Below are 18,111 nucleotides of genomic sequence, written 5' to 3'. Positions count from 1 at the left end.
GGGTCGGCCCGCGGCCGCCCCCACGACAGCCACCCCCGACAAGCTCCGTGCATGCCTGCACGCATCCGTCCACGTGACGATATCCGTCGGGTCGGGCCGGATGACCATCGGGCCGCCCGCCACGCCGCTAGCCGACGATCCGCGCGACGAGTTCGGGCACCCACTCGACGTACTCGACCTGCGCGCCGCCGTCGTGCCGGGCGTAGAGGAACCGGCCGGTCTCGCTGGTCGCGACCGGTACGGTCACCCGGCCGCCGTGCGCGGCCAGCAGCGCGACCACCTCGTCGAGGTCGGACACGACGACCGTGGCGCTGGCGTCGGCGTAGCGGGCCCGCTGCTCGGGCGGCCCGGCGATGACCAGGAAGTCGCCGATGGCCGCCAGTTCCACCCCGCCGAACGCGAACCGCAGGTCCGGCGCGGCGCCCACCAGTTCCCGCAGCAGCGGCAGCGCGCGGTCCAGGTCGTCGACCCAGAGCCGGGCGTACGTCTTCAGAATCGCCATCGAGGTGCCCTTCCGTCCGGCGGCGCGGCGGCGTCCGCGCCTGCCCGTGGAACGCTAGGAGCGGGTGGAGCGGGCGGGAAGTACGCACTTTCCGGTAACCGCGGGAGAGGGGTGAGCGGTGACCGAGCGGGACGTGGCCGGGCCGGCCGGCGACGGCACGGACCCGGCCTGGGTACGGGCGGCGGCCGAGGCCACCGCCCGGGAGGTGTTCGCCGTCATCGGGACCAAGTGGGCGCTGGACGCCGTCAACGCGCTGGCGCCCGGCACGCTGCGCTTCGCCGAACTGCGGCGCGAACTGCCCGGGATCAGCCACAAGGTGCTCACCCAGACCCTGCGCGCCCTGGAACGCGACGGCATCGTCGCCCGGACGGTCCACCCGACCGTGCCGCCCCGGGTCGACTACCGGCTCACCGCCGCCGGTCGCGGGCTGCGTGACGTGGTCAACGGCATGTGTGACTGGAGTCGGCGGCACCTCGCCGAGATCCTCGCCGCCCGTACCCGGTCCGGCCCGACCGGCTGAGGCCGGACCGCGCGACCGGACGGCCGGGTGGTTACGGGTCGAAGGTCCCGGGTCGGCGCGGACCGCCGGCCCTCGTGCGGGTACCCGGCCCCGGCGTCCAATGGAGGTGGCCACGAGGGAGCCACCCTCACCGGCCGGTACGAGAGGACGTGGACACCATGACCGCGATGGCGAACCGACCCGCCACCGAGCCGGCCACCGGGACCGTCGAAACCCCCCGCCAGAAAGCCACCCGCTATGTCTTCGCCGTCGTCCGACTCGCCCTGGGCTGGTACTTCCTGTGGGCGTTCGTCGACAAGACGTTCGGCCTCGGGTTCAGCACCCCGACCGAGCGGGCCTGGATCAACGGCGGCCACCCGACGGCCGGTTTCCTCGGCAACGCCGCGAAGGGACCGTTCACCGGCTTCTACAACGGCATCGCCGGCGCCGTCTGGGCCGACACCCTGTTCATGGTCGGGCTGGCCGCGATCGGCACCGCCCTGCTCCTGGGCATCGGCACCCGGGTCGCCGCCGCCACCGGCGCCCTGCTCTACGTGATGATGTGGACCGCGGTGCTGCCCCCGGAGACGAACCCGTTCCTCGACGACCACCTCGTCAACGCCACCGTCCTGGTCGGGCTCGCCCTCTACGGTGCCGGCGACACCCTCGGCCTCGGCCGGGTCTGGGGCCGGCTGCCCCTGGTCCAGCGGATGCCGTGGCTGAAGTGAACGCAGGCGGTGGTTCCCGGCGCCCCGGGCCGGGAACCACCGCCTGCCCGCGTGGACGGGGCCGGTCGGGCACACCGACCGGCCCCGTCCACGCGGGTACCCCGTCGCGGGCGACGGTCGATAGGATGATCGGGATGGGTGCACCCGCAGAACCGGAGAGCCGCGAGACGCCGTCGCTGGGCTTGACCCCGCTGTCCCGGGTACGCCTCGACGAACTGCTGCGGGAGATGCTCGACCGGGTCGGCGAGGTGGTCGCCAGCCGGGAACGGCTGCGGGCCCTGCTGGACGCGGTCGTCGGCATCGGCACCGACCTCGACCTGCGCAGCACCCTGTCGCGCATCGTCACCGCCGCCTGCGAACTCGCCGGCGCCCGCTACGGCGCCCTCGGCGTCGTCGGGCCCGACCGGCGGCTCACCGAGTTCATCACGCACGGCCTCAGCCCGCAGGAGCACGCCGCCATCGGCGACCTGCCGCACGGGCGGGGCGTGCTCGGCCTGCTCATCGACGACCCCCGCCCGGTCCGGCTGCCGGACATCACCCGGCACCCCAGGTCGTACGGCTTCCCGGCCAACCACCCGCCGATGCACAGCTTCCTCGGCGTGCCGATCCGGATCAGGGACACCGTGTTCGGCAACCTCTACCTCGCCGAGAAGCAGGGCTCGCGGGAGTTCACCGACGACGACGAGGAGATCATGACCGCGCTCGCCGCGGCCGCTGGTGTCGCGATCGAGAACGCCCGGCTCTACGCCGTCGCCAGCCGCCGCGAACGCTGGCTGGCCGCCGCCGCCGAGATCACCTCGGTGCTGCTCGGCGAGGTACGGCGTACCGACGCACTGGCGCTCGTGGCGCGGCGGGCCCGGGAGGTCGCCGAGGCCGAGATGGTGCTGGTGCTGCTCTACGACGAGGAGGCCGAGCGGTTCACCGTCGAGGTCGTCGACGCGGAGCCGGAGCCGGCGCCCGGCGACCGGGCCACGCCGACGGACGACGGGGTACGCCGGGGCACCGGCCTGGTCGGGGCGGTGCTGCCGGCCTCCGACACCACGTTCTCGGCATCGGTGACCCGGCGCGAGCAGGTGCTGGTCGACAGCCTCGCGGCGGCGGCATCCTGGCCGGAGCCGGTGAGCGCGGGGCCGGCCGTGATCGCGCCGCTGGCCGCCGGCGAGACCCTGCACGGCGTACTCGTCGTCGCGCACCAGCCCGGCCGGCAGCCGCGCACCGACGACGACGCCCCGCTCCTGGCCAGCTTCGCCGGCCAGGCGGCGCTGGCCATGGAACGCGCCCGCGCCGAGGAGGAACGCGAGATGCTGGTGGTCCTCGAGGACCGCGAACGCATCGCCCGCGACCTGCACGACGTGGTCATACAGCGGCTGTTCGCCACCGGGCTGCACCTGCAGAGCACGATGCCGCTGGCCGGTTCCCGGCCGGAACTGGCCGGCCGGATCAACGCCGCCGTCGACGACCTCGACTCGACGATCCGCGACATCCGCCGGGCCATCTTCGAGCTGCGTACGCCGGCTACCGCGGAACTGCGTACGGAGATCACCGAGGCGGTCCGGGCCAGCGCCGGGTCGTTCGGGTTCCGGCCGGCCCTGGAACTGGCCGGGCCGATCGACAGCGCGGTGCCGGCCGCGGTCCGGCCCGACCTGCTCGCGGTGCTGGGCGAGGCGCTGTCCAACGCCGTACGGCACGCCCGGGCCAGCCGGGTCACGGTGACGGTCCGGGTCGCCGCGGGCCGGCTGACGGTCGAGGTCGTCGACGACGGGATCGGCTGCGACCCGCGCAAGGCCCGGGGCGGGCTGGTCAACCTCGGCGAACGCGCCCGCCGCCACGGCGGCCACTTCGAGGTCGCCGCGGCCAGCCCGCAGGGCACCCGCCTCCACTGGACCATCCCTCTCCCCACCTGACCCGCCCCCCGCCCCACTCACTTCCCCGCCCGGCCGGCGTTCTCCTCCCCCGCCCGGCCGGCGTTCTCCTCCGCCGCCCGTCCCCTCGCCGCCCCGCCCCTCGCCGCCCGGCCCGTCCTCGACCCGCCCGCCCCGCCCCGTCCGGTCCGGCTCGTCGATCAAGGAGTTGTTGGGCGAGGAAGCGGGCGAAACGGGCATGGTTTGTCCTCGGTCGACGCGCCCTGCCGAGAAGGTGCCGCATGGCGGACGCCTGGGCCGGCCCACGGTCACCGCCGCCGAGGGCGACTCATTCGGGTGATGGTCCGGAGCAGGGATGCTGTCGCGGCCCACAGCGAATTCGGCGTAACCACAGCGAATTCGCTGTGGGGCGTGACGGTGGCACCCGGACCCCGGACCCCGGACGCCGGGCGCCCGGGGCGCCTCGATCGTTTGTGGCTCAGCCGGTCGACACGCCGTCGAAGGAACGCCTGAGCCGCAGACGATCACGAGCCCGCGTCGACCGGGGAACAGCGGGACGAACCGCTGACCGGGCGGCAGGCCCGACACGACTTCTCCTTGATCGGCGCACAACCCCCATGCCATGGACCCAGCGGCGGAAACTCAGCGCCGGGGACCGAGGAGGCGGGTGGCCAGAACCGCCGCCTGGGTACGCCGCTCCAGGCCGAGCTTGGCGAGCACGCTCGAGACGTAGTTCTTGACCGTCTTCTCGGCGAGGAACATCTTCGCCGCGATCTCCCGGTTGGTCAGCCCGTCGGCGACGTGCTCGAGGATGCGGCGTTCCTGCTCGGTCAGCGAGTCGAGTTCGCGCGGCCCCTCGACGCCGCCCCGGATGCGTTCGAGGACCCGCTGGGTGACGGCCGGGTCGAGCAGCGACTGGCCGGCGGCGACCCGGCGGACCGCGTCGACGAGGTCGGTGCCGCGGATCTGCTTGAGGACGTAACCGGCGGCGCCGGCCATGATCGCGGCGAACAGCGCCTCGTCGTCCTCGTACGAGGTGAGGATCAGGCCCTTGATCGACGAGTCGATGGCGCGGACGTCCCGACACACGTCGATGCCGTTGCCGTCGGGCAGCCGGGCGTCGAGGATCGCCACGTCGGGGCGCAGGGCCGGGATCCGGCGGGCCGCCTCCGGTGCCGACCCCGACTCGCCGACCACCTCGATGTCTCCGGCGCTTTGCAGCAGGTCGGCCAGGCCACGGCGGACCACCTCGTGGTCGTCGAGCAGGAACACACGGATCATTCCCCGTTTGTACCTCCTGCCCCCGGCTCGTGCACAGGGGCGAAGGTCCCGTCCCGCGCCCGCCGCAGAACCTCCTCGACCGTCAGCGGGCTGCGCGGATGGTGACTCAGACACAACGGCGCCTGGATCCGCGCGAACTCGGTGCCGTCGACGGCGGCGTAGAACTGCCCGGTCCGCAGCCGCGAGATGTCGGACACGTCGCTGCCCTTGGCCTGCGCCATCTCCCGCGCGGCCGCGATCTGGGCCGGCGCGTTGAGCAGCCCGAAGAACTGCGTGGCGGCGTTGCCGGGGATCCGGTTGTGCAGGCCCTTCGGGGCCTGGGTGGCGAAGACCAGGCCGAGGCCGTACTTGCGGGCCTGTGACGCCAGGGCGAGCGTGCTCTGCGTACAGGCGGTCATCGGCCCGCTCGGCGCCAGCGTCTGGGCCTCGTCCATCACGAAGAGGCCGCCGAGCGGGCGGTCACCGGCCGGGTTGCGCCTGATCCAGGCGAACAGCGCCATCTGCAGCTGGTTGACGAAACCCTGCCGCCGGTCGTCGCCGGGCAGGCCGACGAGGCTGATCACCGACACCCGGGCCCGCTTGCCGGGCGGCGGGGTGAGCAGCAGGCCGGGGTCGACCGGGGTCCCCTCCCCGCCGAAGAGCGGATCGTTGACCATGGCCGCGGTCAGGTTCTGCGCCAGTTCGCCGGCGATCTTCTCGGCGTTGTCGAGGTCGATCACCCCGTCGGGCAGCGCCGAGAGCAGCCCGACCAGCCCGGGCAGGGTGCTGCCGCCGCGGCGGCCGAAGTACTCGACCGCCTTGCGCAGCACCGCCTGCCCCAGCTGCGCCTTCTGGGTCCGGCCGTCGAGTCGCAGGCGGGGCGCGATCGACGCGACCGCCGCCTCCACCGCCTCGCCGAACTCGTCGCCGTCGTCGACGACGCTGCGGAAGTCGGGCAGCGGCTGGAAACTCAACGGCCGGCCGCCGGACCTTCGGGGCGTCCAGACGACCACATCGGTGCCCGCCAGGTAGTCCGCCGCCCGCGCCGCGTCGCCGGCCGCCCACCCGTCCGGCGGCTCCGGCCACGGGTCGCCGAGCCGGGCCAGGTCGTTGTTGGGGTCGAGGACGATCGACGAGACGCCGTGCAGCGCGCACTCCTCGACCAGCCGGCGGATCAGCACCGTCTTGCCCGACCCGGAGCCGGCGAAGATCGCGGTGTGCTTGCGCAGCGCCTCCAGGGCCACCCCGACCGGCCGTCCGGCCTCCGCCGTCTCCCCGCCGGTCGACCGGCCGAGCAGGACCGTCGCGACGGCACCGTGCGCCGCCCGCCGGGTCGGACCGGGTACGGGCACACCGCCGCCCGCCCGACGCGGATCCGTCGCGCCGTCGCCCACTGCCGGCGGAACTCCCGGCCCCGCGTCGCCCGCACCCGCTGCCGGCTCCGGTCCGCGCTGGACCGGGATCGCCGCACCGCCGTCGACCGGCACACCGCCGTCGACCGACGTGCCCGCGTCCGCGTCGCCGCCCGGGCCGACCGTGGTCGGTGCGTCGGCGGGTGGGCCGACGCCGTCGAGCGCCCCTGGGGAAGGGCCGGCGACGGGGGCGTACTCCCTGGTTTCGTACCCGGTCAGCCGGGCGGACGCCGGCGCCGGCACCACCGCGCGGACCGTGGCCGGAGCCGGGTCGGCGGCCGGCGCGGGTACGGCACCGGCCAGCGCCCCGGCCAGCAGCGACACCCGGCCGGTCGGTCGGCGGGACGCCAGCCAGGCCCGCAACCCCGGCGGGTCGTCGGCGAGCAGCCGGCGCAGCGCCGCCAGGATCCGCAGGTCGGCGGCGGGCATCGGCAGGGTGCGGCCGCCGGCGGCCTCGAACGCGGCGACCGTCTTCGTGGTCGCCGGCCCGCTCGACCAGGCGTGGTCGCGCAGCAGGAACAGCCGCCGCTTGGCCACCCCGGCGTCGAGCCCGGCCATTGTGGCCGCGGCCCGGATCCGGTTCAGCGCGGCGGTCGCGTGCTTCGCGCCGACCGCCCGGAACGCCCAGTGTTCCTCGTCCTCTGTGGATTCGTCGAGGCTGCGCCGCAGCCGCGCGTGCAGCGGCGGGTTGGCCGTACCCGGTGGCGGGTCCTGGCTGAATGCCCGGCCGGCGTCGCCCTGTTCGGCGATCCACGCGGTGAGGCCGGCGGCGAGCAGGGCCGGTACGGTCTCGTCCTCGGTCTTCGGCGCGAGCGCCCGCTCGACCTCGGTGGTCACGGCCGGGTCGTCGACGAGCGCGGCGAGCCGGGTGTCGAGCGCGGCGAGGTCGTCGGTGGTGGCCGGGTCGCCGGCGGGGGCGGTCGGGCCGGCGTCGGCCGGTGCCGCCGGGCCGAGCCGGAGGACGGTGACCTCGCCGGCCCGTAGGCAGTCCTGGACGTGCGCGTCGATCCGGATGAGCAGTTGGCGGGGCGTGTAGTCGGGGGCGTCCTCGAACGCCGCCGGGTCGACCGGCCAGGTCGGGTACGGCGGCTGGAACCCGATCTCGGCGAACTTGGCGGCGAACCGTTTGCCGATCAGGGCCTGCCCGACCGCGGCGCTCGGGATGCCCTTGAGCTGGATCGCCTCACGGAACCGGTCGCGTACGGTGTCGGTGGCGTTGTCCCTGATCAGTGCCCACGAGGCGGGCAGGCAGGCGACGACGGTCAGGGTGCGGCGGGTCACCTCGCGCAGCGACATCAGTCCGCCGGCGACCTGCTCGAGGGCGAGGGCGTCACCGGGGTCCAGCGGCCCGTGGGCGGCGGTGGAGCGCAGTGACTGCGCGATGAGCGTGTCGATCTGGTCGACCGCGATGATAGTCGGGCCGGTCAGCGCCAGCAGGCGGGAGATGTCCTGGACGATCCGCTCCGGCGGCGGCAGATCGCGCCGCATGCCCCAGGCGGCCCGCTCGCCGGGAATCGTCTCCTCGACCGAGTTGAGGTAGGCCTGGCCGAGGTCCTGGGCGGCGAAGTCCTCGGCGGCGTAGAGGACCAGGGCGCGGGCGGTCTGCTGGCAGTCCCGGCCGACGTCGCCGTCGTGGCGGCGCAGCGCGCCGATGAACGTGTCGAGGTGCTGCGGGGTGATCGCGGTCTCGCCGGCGACCGCGCGGCGTACGGTGCGGGGCACGCCGACCAGCGAGGCGAGCCGGCGCAGGAAGACCCGGACCTGCCGGTCGGCGCCGCCGCCGGTGCGGGAAAGACTCTCCAGCACCGACTGCACGGTGGTGGTCCAGAAGGTGGCCGGGTTGAGGAGACTGACCAGGACGAAGTAGCCGTCGAGGGCCTGGGCCCTCTCGCGTACCCAGCCGAGCAGGTGGGTCTTGCCGGCGCCCTTCTGCCCCTGCACGACCACCCCGACCGGGCTGGAACCGGAGCTGTCCCGGGCGTCGGCGAGCCCGTCGAGGACGGTGCGTACGACGTCGCGGTGCAGGTCCTCGACGTGGTAGCGGGACGGCTGCCACAGGTCGTCAGGGGTGGGCGCCCAGTTGAACCGCAGCGCGGCGAGGGCGGCGTGTTCCTCCTCGGTCATCGGGTACCGATCGCCAAGAGGTGCTTGTCCTGGTCACCGATGATCACCGCCGCTGCCCGGTCGGCGGTGGACAGGCTCTTCTGGTTGGACTCGGGCACGATGTGCACGTCGGGCAGCCGGTACATGCGGCCGAGGGTCCGGTCGACGTCGGCGCGGGGCAGGTCGTCGACGCCGGCCCGGATCCGGGCCAGGCTGACCCAGGCGCCGGGGGCGTCGGCGAGATCGGCGTAGGCGGCGCGGATCCGGGCCTCGGTGTCACCGGCGGCCGGAGCGGTGCGCGGGACCGGCACCGACCCGGCCGGGGCCGGGGCCGGGACGTCCTCGGCGCGGTGGAAGACGTCGGCGAGGCTCAGGCCGGCCCGGTCGAGGTGCCGGGGCAGGTTCGCCAGGACCGCGTAGAGCGCGCCGGCGGCCGACCCGGACCGGGGTGGCAGGTCGGCGCCGAGGTGGCCGACGCACCAGGCCCAGCCACGCTCCTCCAGCAGGTGCGCGAACGCCCGGCCGTGCCGGCGGCTGCTGACGTACCGCAGGTCGTTGAGCCGGGTCCGGCTCCTGCCGTCGAGGGTGAGGCCGTACCGCTGCTTCAGCTCGGGATTGGACACCTCCCGCGCCTCGGCCATCAGGGTGATCATGACGGCCTTCTCCGGCAGGGACAGCTTCTCGTCGGTCATCGCGGTTGTCCTTCCAATATGGACCGGCGGCGACCGAGGAGGAACCGCTCGATCTGCGCCGCGACCACACGCACGTCGTGGAGCACCTGGGCGTTGGTGAAGCGGAGGACAGCGTAGCCGTCCAACTGGAGCCGCACATCCCGCTGCCGATCGGCCGCGAACCGCACCGCCGATCGGTGTTCCGGCCCGTCGATCTCGACGACGCACCGTTCGGCGGACCACAGCAGGTCCACCCCGACGGGGGCGGCAAGCGGATGGGACCGGTACGTCGGATTCCAGGTCCGGCCGGCGGCCCAGGTGGTCGTCGACAGGGCGGCCTCCAGCGAGATACCCCTTCTGCCATTTCCCCCACAAAGGACATACTTGCGATCATCGATTAAGTCGCCTTACTCTTTCAGCCGACGCCGCATAAGGCGCCCACGCAATCATTGACTCCAATGCAGATCGCATCATCGACGCATCTTGGCGCCCAGAGTTCCGGGGAGGGACACATGGCGGGAAAAGTGTCGGCGGGTCGACGGAGAAGGCTTGTCGCCCTGGGCCTGACCGTCGGCGTGACCCTGCTGGGCGCGGCAGTGGCGCCCGCGGCGTACGCGGAGGCGGGCACGGCGTCGGGAAGCCGGGGCGGCGCCGATCTCGCCGCGACGTCGTACAGCGTCACGATCATCAACAATTCCGCGATCGACGACGAGAACGCCATCGTGTTCCAGCAGCAGCCGAGCCAGCCCTCGGACGTCCACTCGCTGGCCTGGCTGTCGAAGATGTGCCACGCGGGCACCAGCGTCACTTTCACGTGGGACGTGGACTACAACTTCGTCTGGGGCCAGACGGGAATACTCAAGCCCGGCGTCAACTACGACGCGGGTCAGGTCATCCCGGCTGATCTCGATACCGCGAACACGGTTTCGCTCTCCTACATCGATGACGGCTTCGAATTCGGTAAGCCGACGTCGGGAGCCGCCGGCGGGTCGCTTGTCGTCAAACAGGACGACACGGTTCCGGGGCCGAATTCGTCCGATCAGGGCAGTGTCGGCATCGGAATGTCGGGGGCGGGAACATTCGTGGTCCCGACCCAGCCCGCCACCGGCGTCGAATTCGAGATCACCCCGACCTACTGGCTGGCATTCGGCAGTTACCTGCCGGGCACGGTCGTCACCGAGGACATTCTGACCAGCCCCTACGAACTGCAGTTCCCGGACGGCGAGACCAAGGCCACCGCCACCTTCGACGGCGTGAACTGGTCCGTTCAGTTCGGCTGACGGCCGGCACCGGAACCGCGGCCTCCCGTGATCTGCGGCGAGGCCGCGGTCCGCGCACGACCGAACTCCTGGTGACCGAAGGACCCTACGAGGTCCCCCGCCACCGGGAGTTCACCGTCCGGGCCGAGTCACGGCACCGGAGTACCCCCGGCTCAGGTGCCCGCCAGCCGGCCGAGGAAACGGGCGAAGTCCTCCTGGTCGATCGGGGCGATCTCGCCGCCGTGGCGGGCCCACCACGTCGGGGTCGGGGGGACGTAGTCGTCGTCGAGGGCGTCGACCTCGAAGTTGTCCCGTTCCCGGGGCAACAGCATCAGCAGCGGGTTGAGGCGTTCGCCGCCCGGCTGCCGGCTCAGCTCCACCAGCGCCTCCCGCCACTTGGCGTAGTCGGTCTCGGCCAGCGGGTGTCCGGCCGCCGCGAGCCAGTCGCGCATCTGCCGCCACGTCACCTGGTGCGGGCTGATGAGGTGGTAGCAGCCGCCGATCGCGTCCGGGCGGCCGGCGATGTCGACGATGCCGGCGGCGACCCGGTCGACCGGGGTCAGCGTCATCGAGTAGTCGAAGTCCGGGGCGGCCCCGACCTCGACCGCGGCGGCGATCAGCCGGTTGAACTGGTCGGCCGTGTTGGACGTGCCGGTGACGGTGTCCCAGGAGACCTTCGCCATCCGGTGGATGGTGGTCGGCAGCCCGCGCCGGGACGCCTCGCGGACCAGGTTCTCGGCGACCCACTTGCTCTGGCCGTAGCCGTTGGACATCGACGACGGCGGCTCGACCTGGAGGCTGGACTCGTCGATCCACTCGTCGAACGCGTCGGCTTTGAAGATCGACATCGTCGACACGTGGTGCAGCGTCGTGGTCGGGCCGGTGCAGGCCAGCCGGATGATCTCCCGGGTGCCGTCCACGTTGGTCCGTCGCATCGCCTGGTAGGGATGGACGGCGTTGACGTCGGCGCCGTTGTGGTAGATGGCGCCGAGGGTGCCGGCCAGTTCCGCGAACCGCTCGGGGGCCAGCCCGAGGTGCGGCGCGCCGAGGTCGCCGGCGATCACGTCGACCCGGCTCTCGACCTGCGGGTGGTACGCCGACCAGCGGTGCAGCGCGGCGACCAGCCGTTCCCGGGCCTGCTCGTCGGAGGTGCCGCGGACCAGGCAGACGATCCGGTTCGGGATCCGGTCCAGCAGTTCGCGCAGCAGGAACGCGCCGACGAAGCCGGTCGCGCCGGTGAGCAGCACCGGCCCGGTCGGGTCGGCCGGCGGCCCGGCCGGCCGGATCGCCGGGTCGAGCACCGAGTCGGCGCGCAGCATCCGGTCCAGTTCCTCGGTGCCGCCGCCGAGCAGGTGCCGGGCGAGCTGGGCGATCGTCGGGAAGGCGATCGCGTCCATCGGCGACATGGTCAGGCCCAGGTCGGTGGCGGCGGCGACGACCCGCAGCCCGCTCAGCGAGTCGGCGCCGAGGTCGAGCAGGTCGTCGTGGATGCCGATCCGTTCGACGCCGAGAACCCGTTCCCAGATCTCGCAGAGCCGCCGCTCGGTCGCGGTGCGCGGGGCGACGAACTCGGTGCCGAGGTCGGCGCGGGCGCCGTCCGGGGACGGCAGCGCCTTGCGGTCGACCTTGCCGGCGGCGCTGCGCGGCAGCGCGTCGAGCAGCACGAACGTGGCCGGGACCAGGTAGTCGGGCAGGGTCTCGCGCAGGAAGTCGCGCAGGGCGGTGCTCGACGGCTGCTCGCCGGTGCCGGCGGCGTACCCGACCAGGCGCCGGTCGCCGTCGGCGCCGGTGTGGGCGACCACGACCGCCTCGGTGACGAAGGGGTGGGCCAGCAGCCGGGTCTCGATCTCGCCGGGCTCGATCCGGTAACCGCGGATCTTGATCTGGTCGTCGGCCCGGCCGAGGAACTCCAGGTTGCCGTCGGCGCGGTAGCGGGCCAGGTCACCGGTGCGGTAGAGGCGGGCGCCGGGCCGGGTGGCGTACGGGTCGGGGACGAACCGTTCGGCGGTCAGTTCGGGCCGGCCGTGGTAGCCGCGGGCCACCCCGGCACCGCCGATGAACAGTTCGCCGGTGGCGCCGACCGGCACCGGCTGGAGGTTGCGGTCGAGCACGTAGAGGCGGGTGTTGTCGATCGGGCGGCCGATCGCGACCGGCTGGGTGCGGTCGACGCCCTCGGGTACGTCGTAGACGACACAACCGACGACGGTCTCGGTCGGTCCGTACTCGTTGACGATCCGGGTCGACGGGGCCAACTCCTGCCAGGCGAGGACGGTCTCCAGCGGCAACTGCTCGCCGCCGACGACGAAGGTGCCGACCGAGTCGACGGTGCCGCCGGCCGGCAGCAGCCCGCGCAGCACGTCGAGGTGGCCGGGGGTCAGCTTGACCAGGTCGAGCCGGCCGGGGGCGGCGAGCATGCCGGCGACCGCCTCGACCTCGCCGCCGGGTGGCAGCAGGGTGACCGGGCGGCCGGCGACCAGCGGCACCAGCAGGTTGGTGACGGCCAGGTCGAAGGCGATCGACCCGAGCATCGGGGCGCCGGTGCCGTCCGGTCCGGTGTAGGCACCGACCGCCCAGGTCAGGTAGTTGTGCAGGCCGCCATGGGTGATCATGACGCCCTTGGGGCGGCCGGTGGAGCCGGAGGTGTAGATGGCGTAGACGAGGCTGTCCGGGCCGGCGGTGCGGGTGACGGCGGGCCCGTCCGCGGCGGCGATCTCCGGCCAGTCGGTGTCCAGGTTGAGCACCTGTCCCATGAAGGGTGGCAGGTCGTCGGCCAGCCGCTCCTGGGTGAGCAGGACCGACACCCCGGCGTCGCGCAGCACGTACGACAGTCGTTCGGTCGGGTGCGCCGGGTCCAGCGGCAGGTAGGCGGCGTCGGCCTTGACCACGCCGAGGACCGCGACCAGCATCTCCAGGCCGGGCTCGACGCAGATGCCGACGAACTGCTCCGGCCCGACGCCGAGCCCGCGCAGGTGCCGGGCGAGCCGGTCGGCCCGGCCGTCGAGTTCGGCGTAGCTGACGGTCGTACCGTCGGCGAGGACGGCGGCGGTCGCCGCCGGGGCGGCGGCCACCTGGCGCTCGAAGAGGGTGGCGAGGTCGGTCGCCGGTCGCGGTACGGCGGTGTCGTTCCACTCGGTGACCAGCCGGCGGCGCTCGTCGGCGGGCAGGTAGGTGGCGAGCGCGTCGCCGTCGGGGTCGGCGGCCATCTCGGCGAGAACCAGCCGGTACATGGCGGCGAGCCGCTCGCCGTTGGCGCGGCTGACCGCGTCGGGGTGCATCCGCAGGTTGATCAGGCCCTGCCGGAAGACGGTGGTGGAGAGCTTGAACTCGATCTGGCTGTCGTCGATGCTGGCCGCGAAGTCGACCAGGTCCATGTCGACGGTGCGGAAGTCGAGGTAGTTGAACATGACGTCGACCAGGCGCCGGTTGGCGGACAGCTCGCGCTGCATGGCCGGCATCGGGTAGCGCCGGTGCGGCCAGAGTTCGATCTCCTGGGCGAAGACGTCCTTGACCAGTTGGCGCCAGGTCGGCGCGGTCAGTTCGAACGGGAACGGGACGGTGTTGAGGAACAGGCCGTAGAGCCGGTCGGCGTTCGCGACCTCGGGGCGGGTGTCGCAGACCAGGCCGCCGAAGAACCGGCGCTCGTCGGTCAGCATGCTCATCACCTTGAGGTGCGCGGCGTGCAGGACCGCCTTGATCGGGACCTCGGCCGCCTTGGCCAGGGTCCGCAGGCCGTCCTCGAGGTCGGCGAACATCACCTCGACGCGCAGCGGGCCGCGCGGGCCGTCACCGGTGGCCCAGCCCGGCGGCAGCGCGAGCCGGGCGGCGCCCTCGACGGTACGGCGCCAGTAGCCGCGGTCGTCCTCGGAGTTGAGCGACGCCTGCTCGGCGGCGATGAAGTCGGCGAACCGGATGCCGAGGTCCTGTGCCGCCTGCGGCGGCTGGCCGTCGCGGATCTGCCGGTAGTAGGTAAGCAGCTCCATCAGGAGCATGTGGTAGCTCCACCCCTCCATGATGGGGTGGCACTCGGTGATGACCAGAGCCCAGGCGGTGTCGGAGCGTACGACGGCGTGCAGCCGCAGCAGGGCCGGGGTGGCCAGGTCGAACAGGTCCGCCCGCTCGGCGGCCATCCGCTGGCGGATCTGCTCGTCCTGCTCGGCGACGGTCAGGTGGCGCAGGTCGACGGCGCTGGTCGGCAGGTGGGCGGTGCGGTGGATCAGCTGCAGCGGCTGGGAGTAGCCGATCAGGTCGAAGCCGGTGCGCAGCACCTCCTGCCGCTCGACGAGCAGGCGTACGGCGGCCTCGAACGCGGGAACGGAGAACTCGGCGTCGTCGCGGATCTGGTACGTCGTGGCGTTGTGGTAGTAGTTGACCTCGCCGCCGCCCATCATCTCGAAGACCATGCCGGCCTGGAGCATCGAGACCGGGAAGGCGTCCTCGACGTCGGCGGGCAGTTTCCGCCGGTCCTCGTCGGAGATGAGGGCGAACGGCGCGACGCCGGTGCGGGCCCCGGTGACGGCGGGGCGCTCGGCGGCGAGTTCGGCGAGCTTGGCGACGGTCGGGTGGGCGAAGACGTCGTCGACGGCGATGTCGAGGCCGGCGTCGCGCAGGTCGCCGACGAGCGCGACGGCCGACAGGGAGTCGCCGCCGAGGTCGAAGAAGTCGTCGTCGACGCCGACCTCGGCGATGCCGAGCACGGTCCGCAGGACGGCGGCGACCTGCTCCTCGGCGGCGGTACGCGGTGCCACCAGCTCCGACTCGGTGGAGGTGGCGCCCCGGTCCGGGTCGGGCAGCGCGGCGAGGTCGGTCTTGCCGTTGCTGGTCAGCGGCAGCTCGGTCAGCGCCACCAGGTGGGTGGGGACCATGTATTCGGGCAGGGCGGTGGCCAGCATCGCGCGCAGGTCGGCGATCGGCAGCGCGTCGGGGTTGGTGGTGACGACGTACCCGACCAGGGTCTTGCCGGCCGATCCGGTCCCGCGCAGGGTGACCACGGCGTCGCGTACGCCCGGGTGCCGGCGCAGCACGGCGACGATCTCGCCGGCCTCGACCCGGTAGCCGCGGACCTTGATCTGGTCGTCGACGCGGCCGAGGAACTCGATGTCGCCACCGGCCAGGACCCGGGCCCGGTCGCCGGTGCGGTAGAGGCGGGCGCCGGGCGGGCCGTACGGGTCGGGGACGAACCGTTCGGCGGTGACCGCCGGCAGGTTGCGGTAGCCGTGCGCGAGCTGGACGCCGCCGAGGTAGAGGTCGCCGACGACACCGACCGGCTGCGGGCGCAGCTCGGCGTCGAGGCAGTAGGCGGTGGTGCCCGGCATGGAGCGGCCGATCGGGAGCAGTTCGGCGACGGCGGCCGGGTCGGCGGGCGGCCCGTCGGCGAAGTACGCGACGTTGGCGACGGTGTTCTCGGTGGGGCCGTACTCGTTGACGAGCCGGGTCTTCCCGCCGGCGGCGAGGTCCCACCAGCGGTCGGCGAGCCGGCTGGCGAAGCCCTCGCCGCCGACGACGAGGTGGCCGGCGAGCCGGGCGGCCTGCTCGGCGGTGAGCTGGTGGGTGAGCACGTCGAGGTGGCCCGGGGTCAGCTTGATGAAGCTGAACGGGCCGTCGGCGGCGGCGTCGGCCAGGGCGCGGCCGAGGTCGCCGACGGCGAGGTCGGCCGGGAGCAGGTGGACCGGCTGGCCGGCCAGCAGCGGCAGGTAGAGGGTGGTGACGACCAGGTCGAACGCGGTCGAGGAGAACAGCGGAGCGCCGCGCCCGTCGGTGGTCAGGTAGGCGTCGGCGGCCCAGGTCAGGTAGTTGGCCAGGCCGCGGTGGCTGACCAGCACTCCCTTGGGGCGGCCGGTGCTGCCCGAGGTGTAGATCAGGTAGGCGACCGCGTCCGGGTCCGGCTCCCCCGCCGGGTCGGTGGCGGGTTCGGCGTCGATCGCGGCCCGGTCGGCGTCGACCAGCAGGACGGCGCCGCCGTGGGCGGCGGTGACGCCGGCATGGGCGGTCTGCGTGACGACGAGGGCCGCGCCGGCGTCACGCAGCACGTAGCCGACCCGTTCGGCGGGGTCGCCGGGGTCGACCGGCACGTACGCGGCGCCGGCCCGCCAGACTCCGAGCAGGGTGGGCAGCAGGTCGACGCCACGGCCCAGGCACACGCCGACGACGCTGCCCGGGCCGATGCCGCGCCCACGCAGGTGGTGGGCCATCCGGTTGGCCCGCTCGTGCAGTTCGGCGTACGTGAGCCGGTCCGTGCCGGCGACGACGGCGGTCTCGTGCGGGCGCTGCCGCGCGTGTTCGGCGACGGCGGCGGTGACCGGGCGCGGCGCCGGCTGGCCGGCAGGGGCCGGTCCGGCACCGAGCAGCAGCTCCCGCTCCCCCGGGTCGAGGATCTCCAGGGCCGACAGGGTGCGCTCGGGGGCCGCCGTGACCGAGTCGAAGAGGGTGAGCAGGTGGCCGGCGAAGCGTTCGACGGTCGCCCGGTCGAACAGTGCGGTCGGGTATTCCAGGACGCCGCGCAGCGACCCGTCGCCCTGCTCGGTCAACTCCAGCCGCAGGTCGTGCTTGGCGACCGCGCCGACCAGGTCGACGGCCTCGACGTCGAGGCCGGGCATGGTGAACGCGGACGGCGCCGACTCGGCCATGTCGAACATGACCTGGAAGAGCGGGGTACGGGACCGGTCGCGCTTGCGGTCGACGTCGTCGACGAGGAACTGGACCGGGGCCTCCTGGTGTTCCAGGGCGTCCAGGACCGTACGCCGGTTGGTGCGCAGCAGGTCGGCGAAGGTCGGGTCGCCGGTCCAGGTGGCGCGCAGCACGACGGTGTTGAGGAAGAAGCCGATCAGGTTGCGGACCTCGGGGCGGCCGCGGCCGGCGACGGCGCTGCCGACCGAGATGTCCCGCTGGCCGCTGTAGCGCGACAGCAGCACCTGGTAGGCGGTGGCGCCGACGGTGAACAGGGTGGCGTCGTGGCTCCGGCCGAGTTCCCGCAGCCGCCCGGTGAGGTCGGCCGGCACGGTGAACAGCACCCGGTCGCCGGCCCAGTCCCGCTTGGTGGGGCGGGGCCGGTCGGTCGGCAGTTCCAGCGGCGACAGTCCGGCGAGGTGGTCGCGCCAGTAGCCGAGCCGCCGGTCGAGTTCGTCGCCGGCGAGCCGGCCACGCTGCCAGGCGGCGAAGTCGACGTACTGCACGGCCGGTTCGGGCAGGGCGGGTGCCTGCGGCGAGTCGATGGCGTGCAGGTAGAGGGTGAACAGGTCGTTGATGAACACGCCCATCGACCAGCCGTCGCAGGCGATGTGGTGGAAGACGACGGCGAGCAGGTGCCGGTCCGGGGCGAGCCGGATCGCGTGCACGCGTACCGGGTGTTCCAGGCCGATGTCGAGCGGTTCGGCGGCGTCGCTGGCGGCTAGGTCCAGGGCGCGGCGGTCGCGTTCGGCGGCGGGCAGGTCGGTCAGGTCGGTGAACCGGATCGCGGAGCCGGCCGGGGGTGCGTCGATCACCTGGACCGGTTCGGCGTCGGCGAGCTGGTAGCGGGTGCGCAGCACCTCGTGCCGGGTGACCAGCCGGCGCCACGCCTCGCCGAGGGCGGCGACGTCGAGTTCGCCGGTGACCCGCAGGACCAGCGGCACCAGGTATTCGGGGCTGCGCGGGTCGAGCATGGTGAGGAACCACAGCCGCTGCTGGCCGAACGACACCGGCAGCCGGCCGCCCCGGTCGACCTGGGGAATGGTGTCCCGGCGGCCGGTCCGCCCGCCGGCGAGCCGCTGGCGGATGAGCGCCTCGCGGCGGGCGTCCGCGTCGTTGCGCGCCGGGTCAGTGATCTCCGCGTTCATCGGT

The 18,111-nt window shown here is 73.5% G+C and carries 10 protein-coding genes; 4 read left to right on the top strand and 6 right to left on the bottom strand.

The window, feature by feature from the left end; translation table 11 throughout:
• Nucleotides 1-127: 127 nt before the first annotated feature.
• Complete coding sequence (locus QCD66_RS17600; protein WP_357541056.1) at nt 128-502, bottom strand: VOC family protein; 375 nt, start codon at nt 500-502, stop codon at nt 128-130.
• 118 nt (nt 503-620) lie between these two features.
• On the opposite strand from QCD66_RS17600, the gene QCD66_RS17595 reads away from it, so the two are divergent.
• From QCD66_RS17595 to QCD66_RS17585, 3 genes are all read left to right on the top strand, one after another.
• Nucleotides 621-1,022, top strand: a complete 402-nt coding sequence (locus tag QCD66_RS17595) for a winged helix-turn-helix transcriptional regulator (RefSeq protein WP_375736375.1) — start codon at nt 621-623, stop codon at nt 1,020-1,022.
• Nucleotides 1,023-1,171: 149 nt separating this feature from the next.
• Nucleotides 1,172-1,729: a hypothetical protein gene (locus tag QCD66_RS17590; protein WP_375736376.1), complete on the top strand. Its 558-nt coding sequence runs from the start codon at nt 1,172-1,174 to the stop codon at nt 1,727-1,729.
• A 134-nt stretch (nt 1,730-1,863) separates the two neighbouring features.
• A complete protein-coding gene (locus QCD66_RS17585) occupies nt 1,864-3,633 on the top strand; it encodes a GAF domain-containing protein (RefSeq protein ID WP_407567217.1) in 1,770 nt (589 codons plus the stop codon).
• Nucleotides 3,634-4,233: 600 nt separating this feature from the next.
• Here QCD66_RS17585 and QCD66_RS17580 read toward each other — a convergent pair.
• Genes QCD66_RS17580 through QCD66_RS17565 form a run of 4 tightly spaced genes read right to left on the bottom strand, consistent with a single transcriptional unit; the run spans nt 4,234 to nt 9,291 of the window.
• On the bottom strand, nt 4,234-4,872 hold the full coding sequence (locus tag QCD66_RS17580) for a response regulator transcription factor (RefSeq protein WP_364217347.1): 639 nt from the start codon (nt 4,870-4,872) through the stop codon (nt 4,234-4,236).
• Nucleotides 4,869-8,387, bottom strand: a complete 3,519-nt coding sequence (locus QCD66_RS17575; protein WP_407567216.1) for an ATP-binding protein — start codon at nt 8,385-8,387, stop codon at nt 4,869-4,871. The genes QCD66_RS17580 and QCD66_RS17575 overlap by 4 nt, the downstream gene beginning before the upstream one ends.
• Nucleotides 8,384-9,058: a hypothetical protein gene (locus QCD66_RS17570; RefSeq protein WP_364217344.1), complete on the bottom strand. Its 675-nt coding sequence runs from the start codon at nt 9,056-9,058 to the stop codon at nt 8,384-8,386. The genes QCD66_RS17575 and QCD66_RS17570 overlap by 4 nt, the downstream gene beginning before the upstream one ends.
• Nucleotides 9,055-9,291, bottom strand: a complete 237-nt coding sequence (locus QCD66_RS17565; RefSeq protein ID WP_375736451.1) for an endonuclease domain-containing protein — start codon at nt 9,289-9,291, stop codon at nt 9,055-9,057. The genes QCD66_RS17570 and QCD66_RS17565 overlap by 4 nt, the downstream gene beginning before the upstream one ends.
• A gap of 258 nt (nt 9,292-9,549) precedes the next feature.
• On the opposite strand from QCD66_RS17565, the gene QCD66_RS17560 reads away from it, so the two are divergent.
• Nucleotides 9,550-10,317, top strand: coding sequence for a hypothetical protein (locus QCD66_RS17560; protein WP_375736450.1), 768 nt, complete (start codon nt 9,550-9,552; stop codon nt 10,315-10,317).
• Between the two features lie 152 nt (nt 10,318-10,469).
• On the opposite strand, the gene QCD66_RS17555 is transcribed toward QCD66_RS17560, so the two are convergent.
• The gene (locus tag QCD66_RS17555; RefSeq protein WP_407567215.1) at nt 10,470-18,107 is read right to left on the bottom strand and encodes an amino acid adenylation domain-containing protein; all 7,638 of its coding nucleotides are present in this window, start codon (nt 18,105-18,107) and stop codon (nt 10,470-10,472) included.
• Between the last annotated feature and the right edge of the window lie 4 nt (nt 18,108-18,111).

The organism is Polymorphospora sp. A560 (assembly GCF_045781765.1).
Lineage (GTDB): Bacteria > Actinomycetota > Actinomycetes > Mycobacteriales > Micromonosporaceae > Polymorphospora > Polymorphospora lycopeni.
This window is presented reverse-complemented; position numbering and strand designations above follow the sequence as displayed.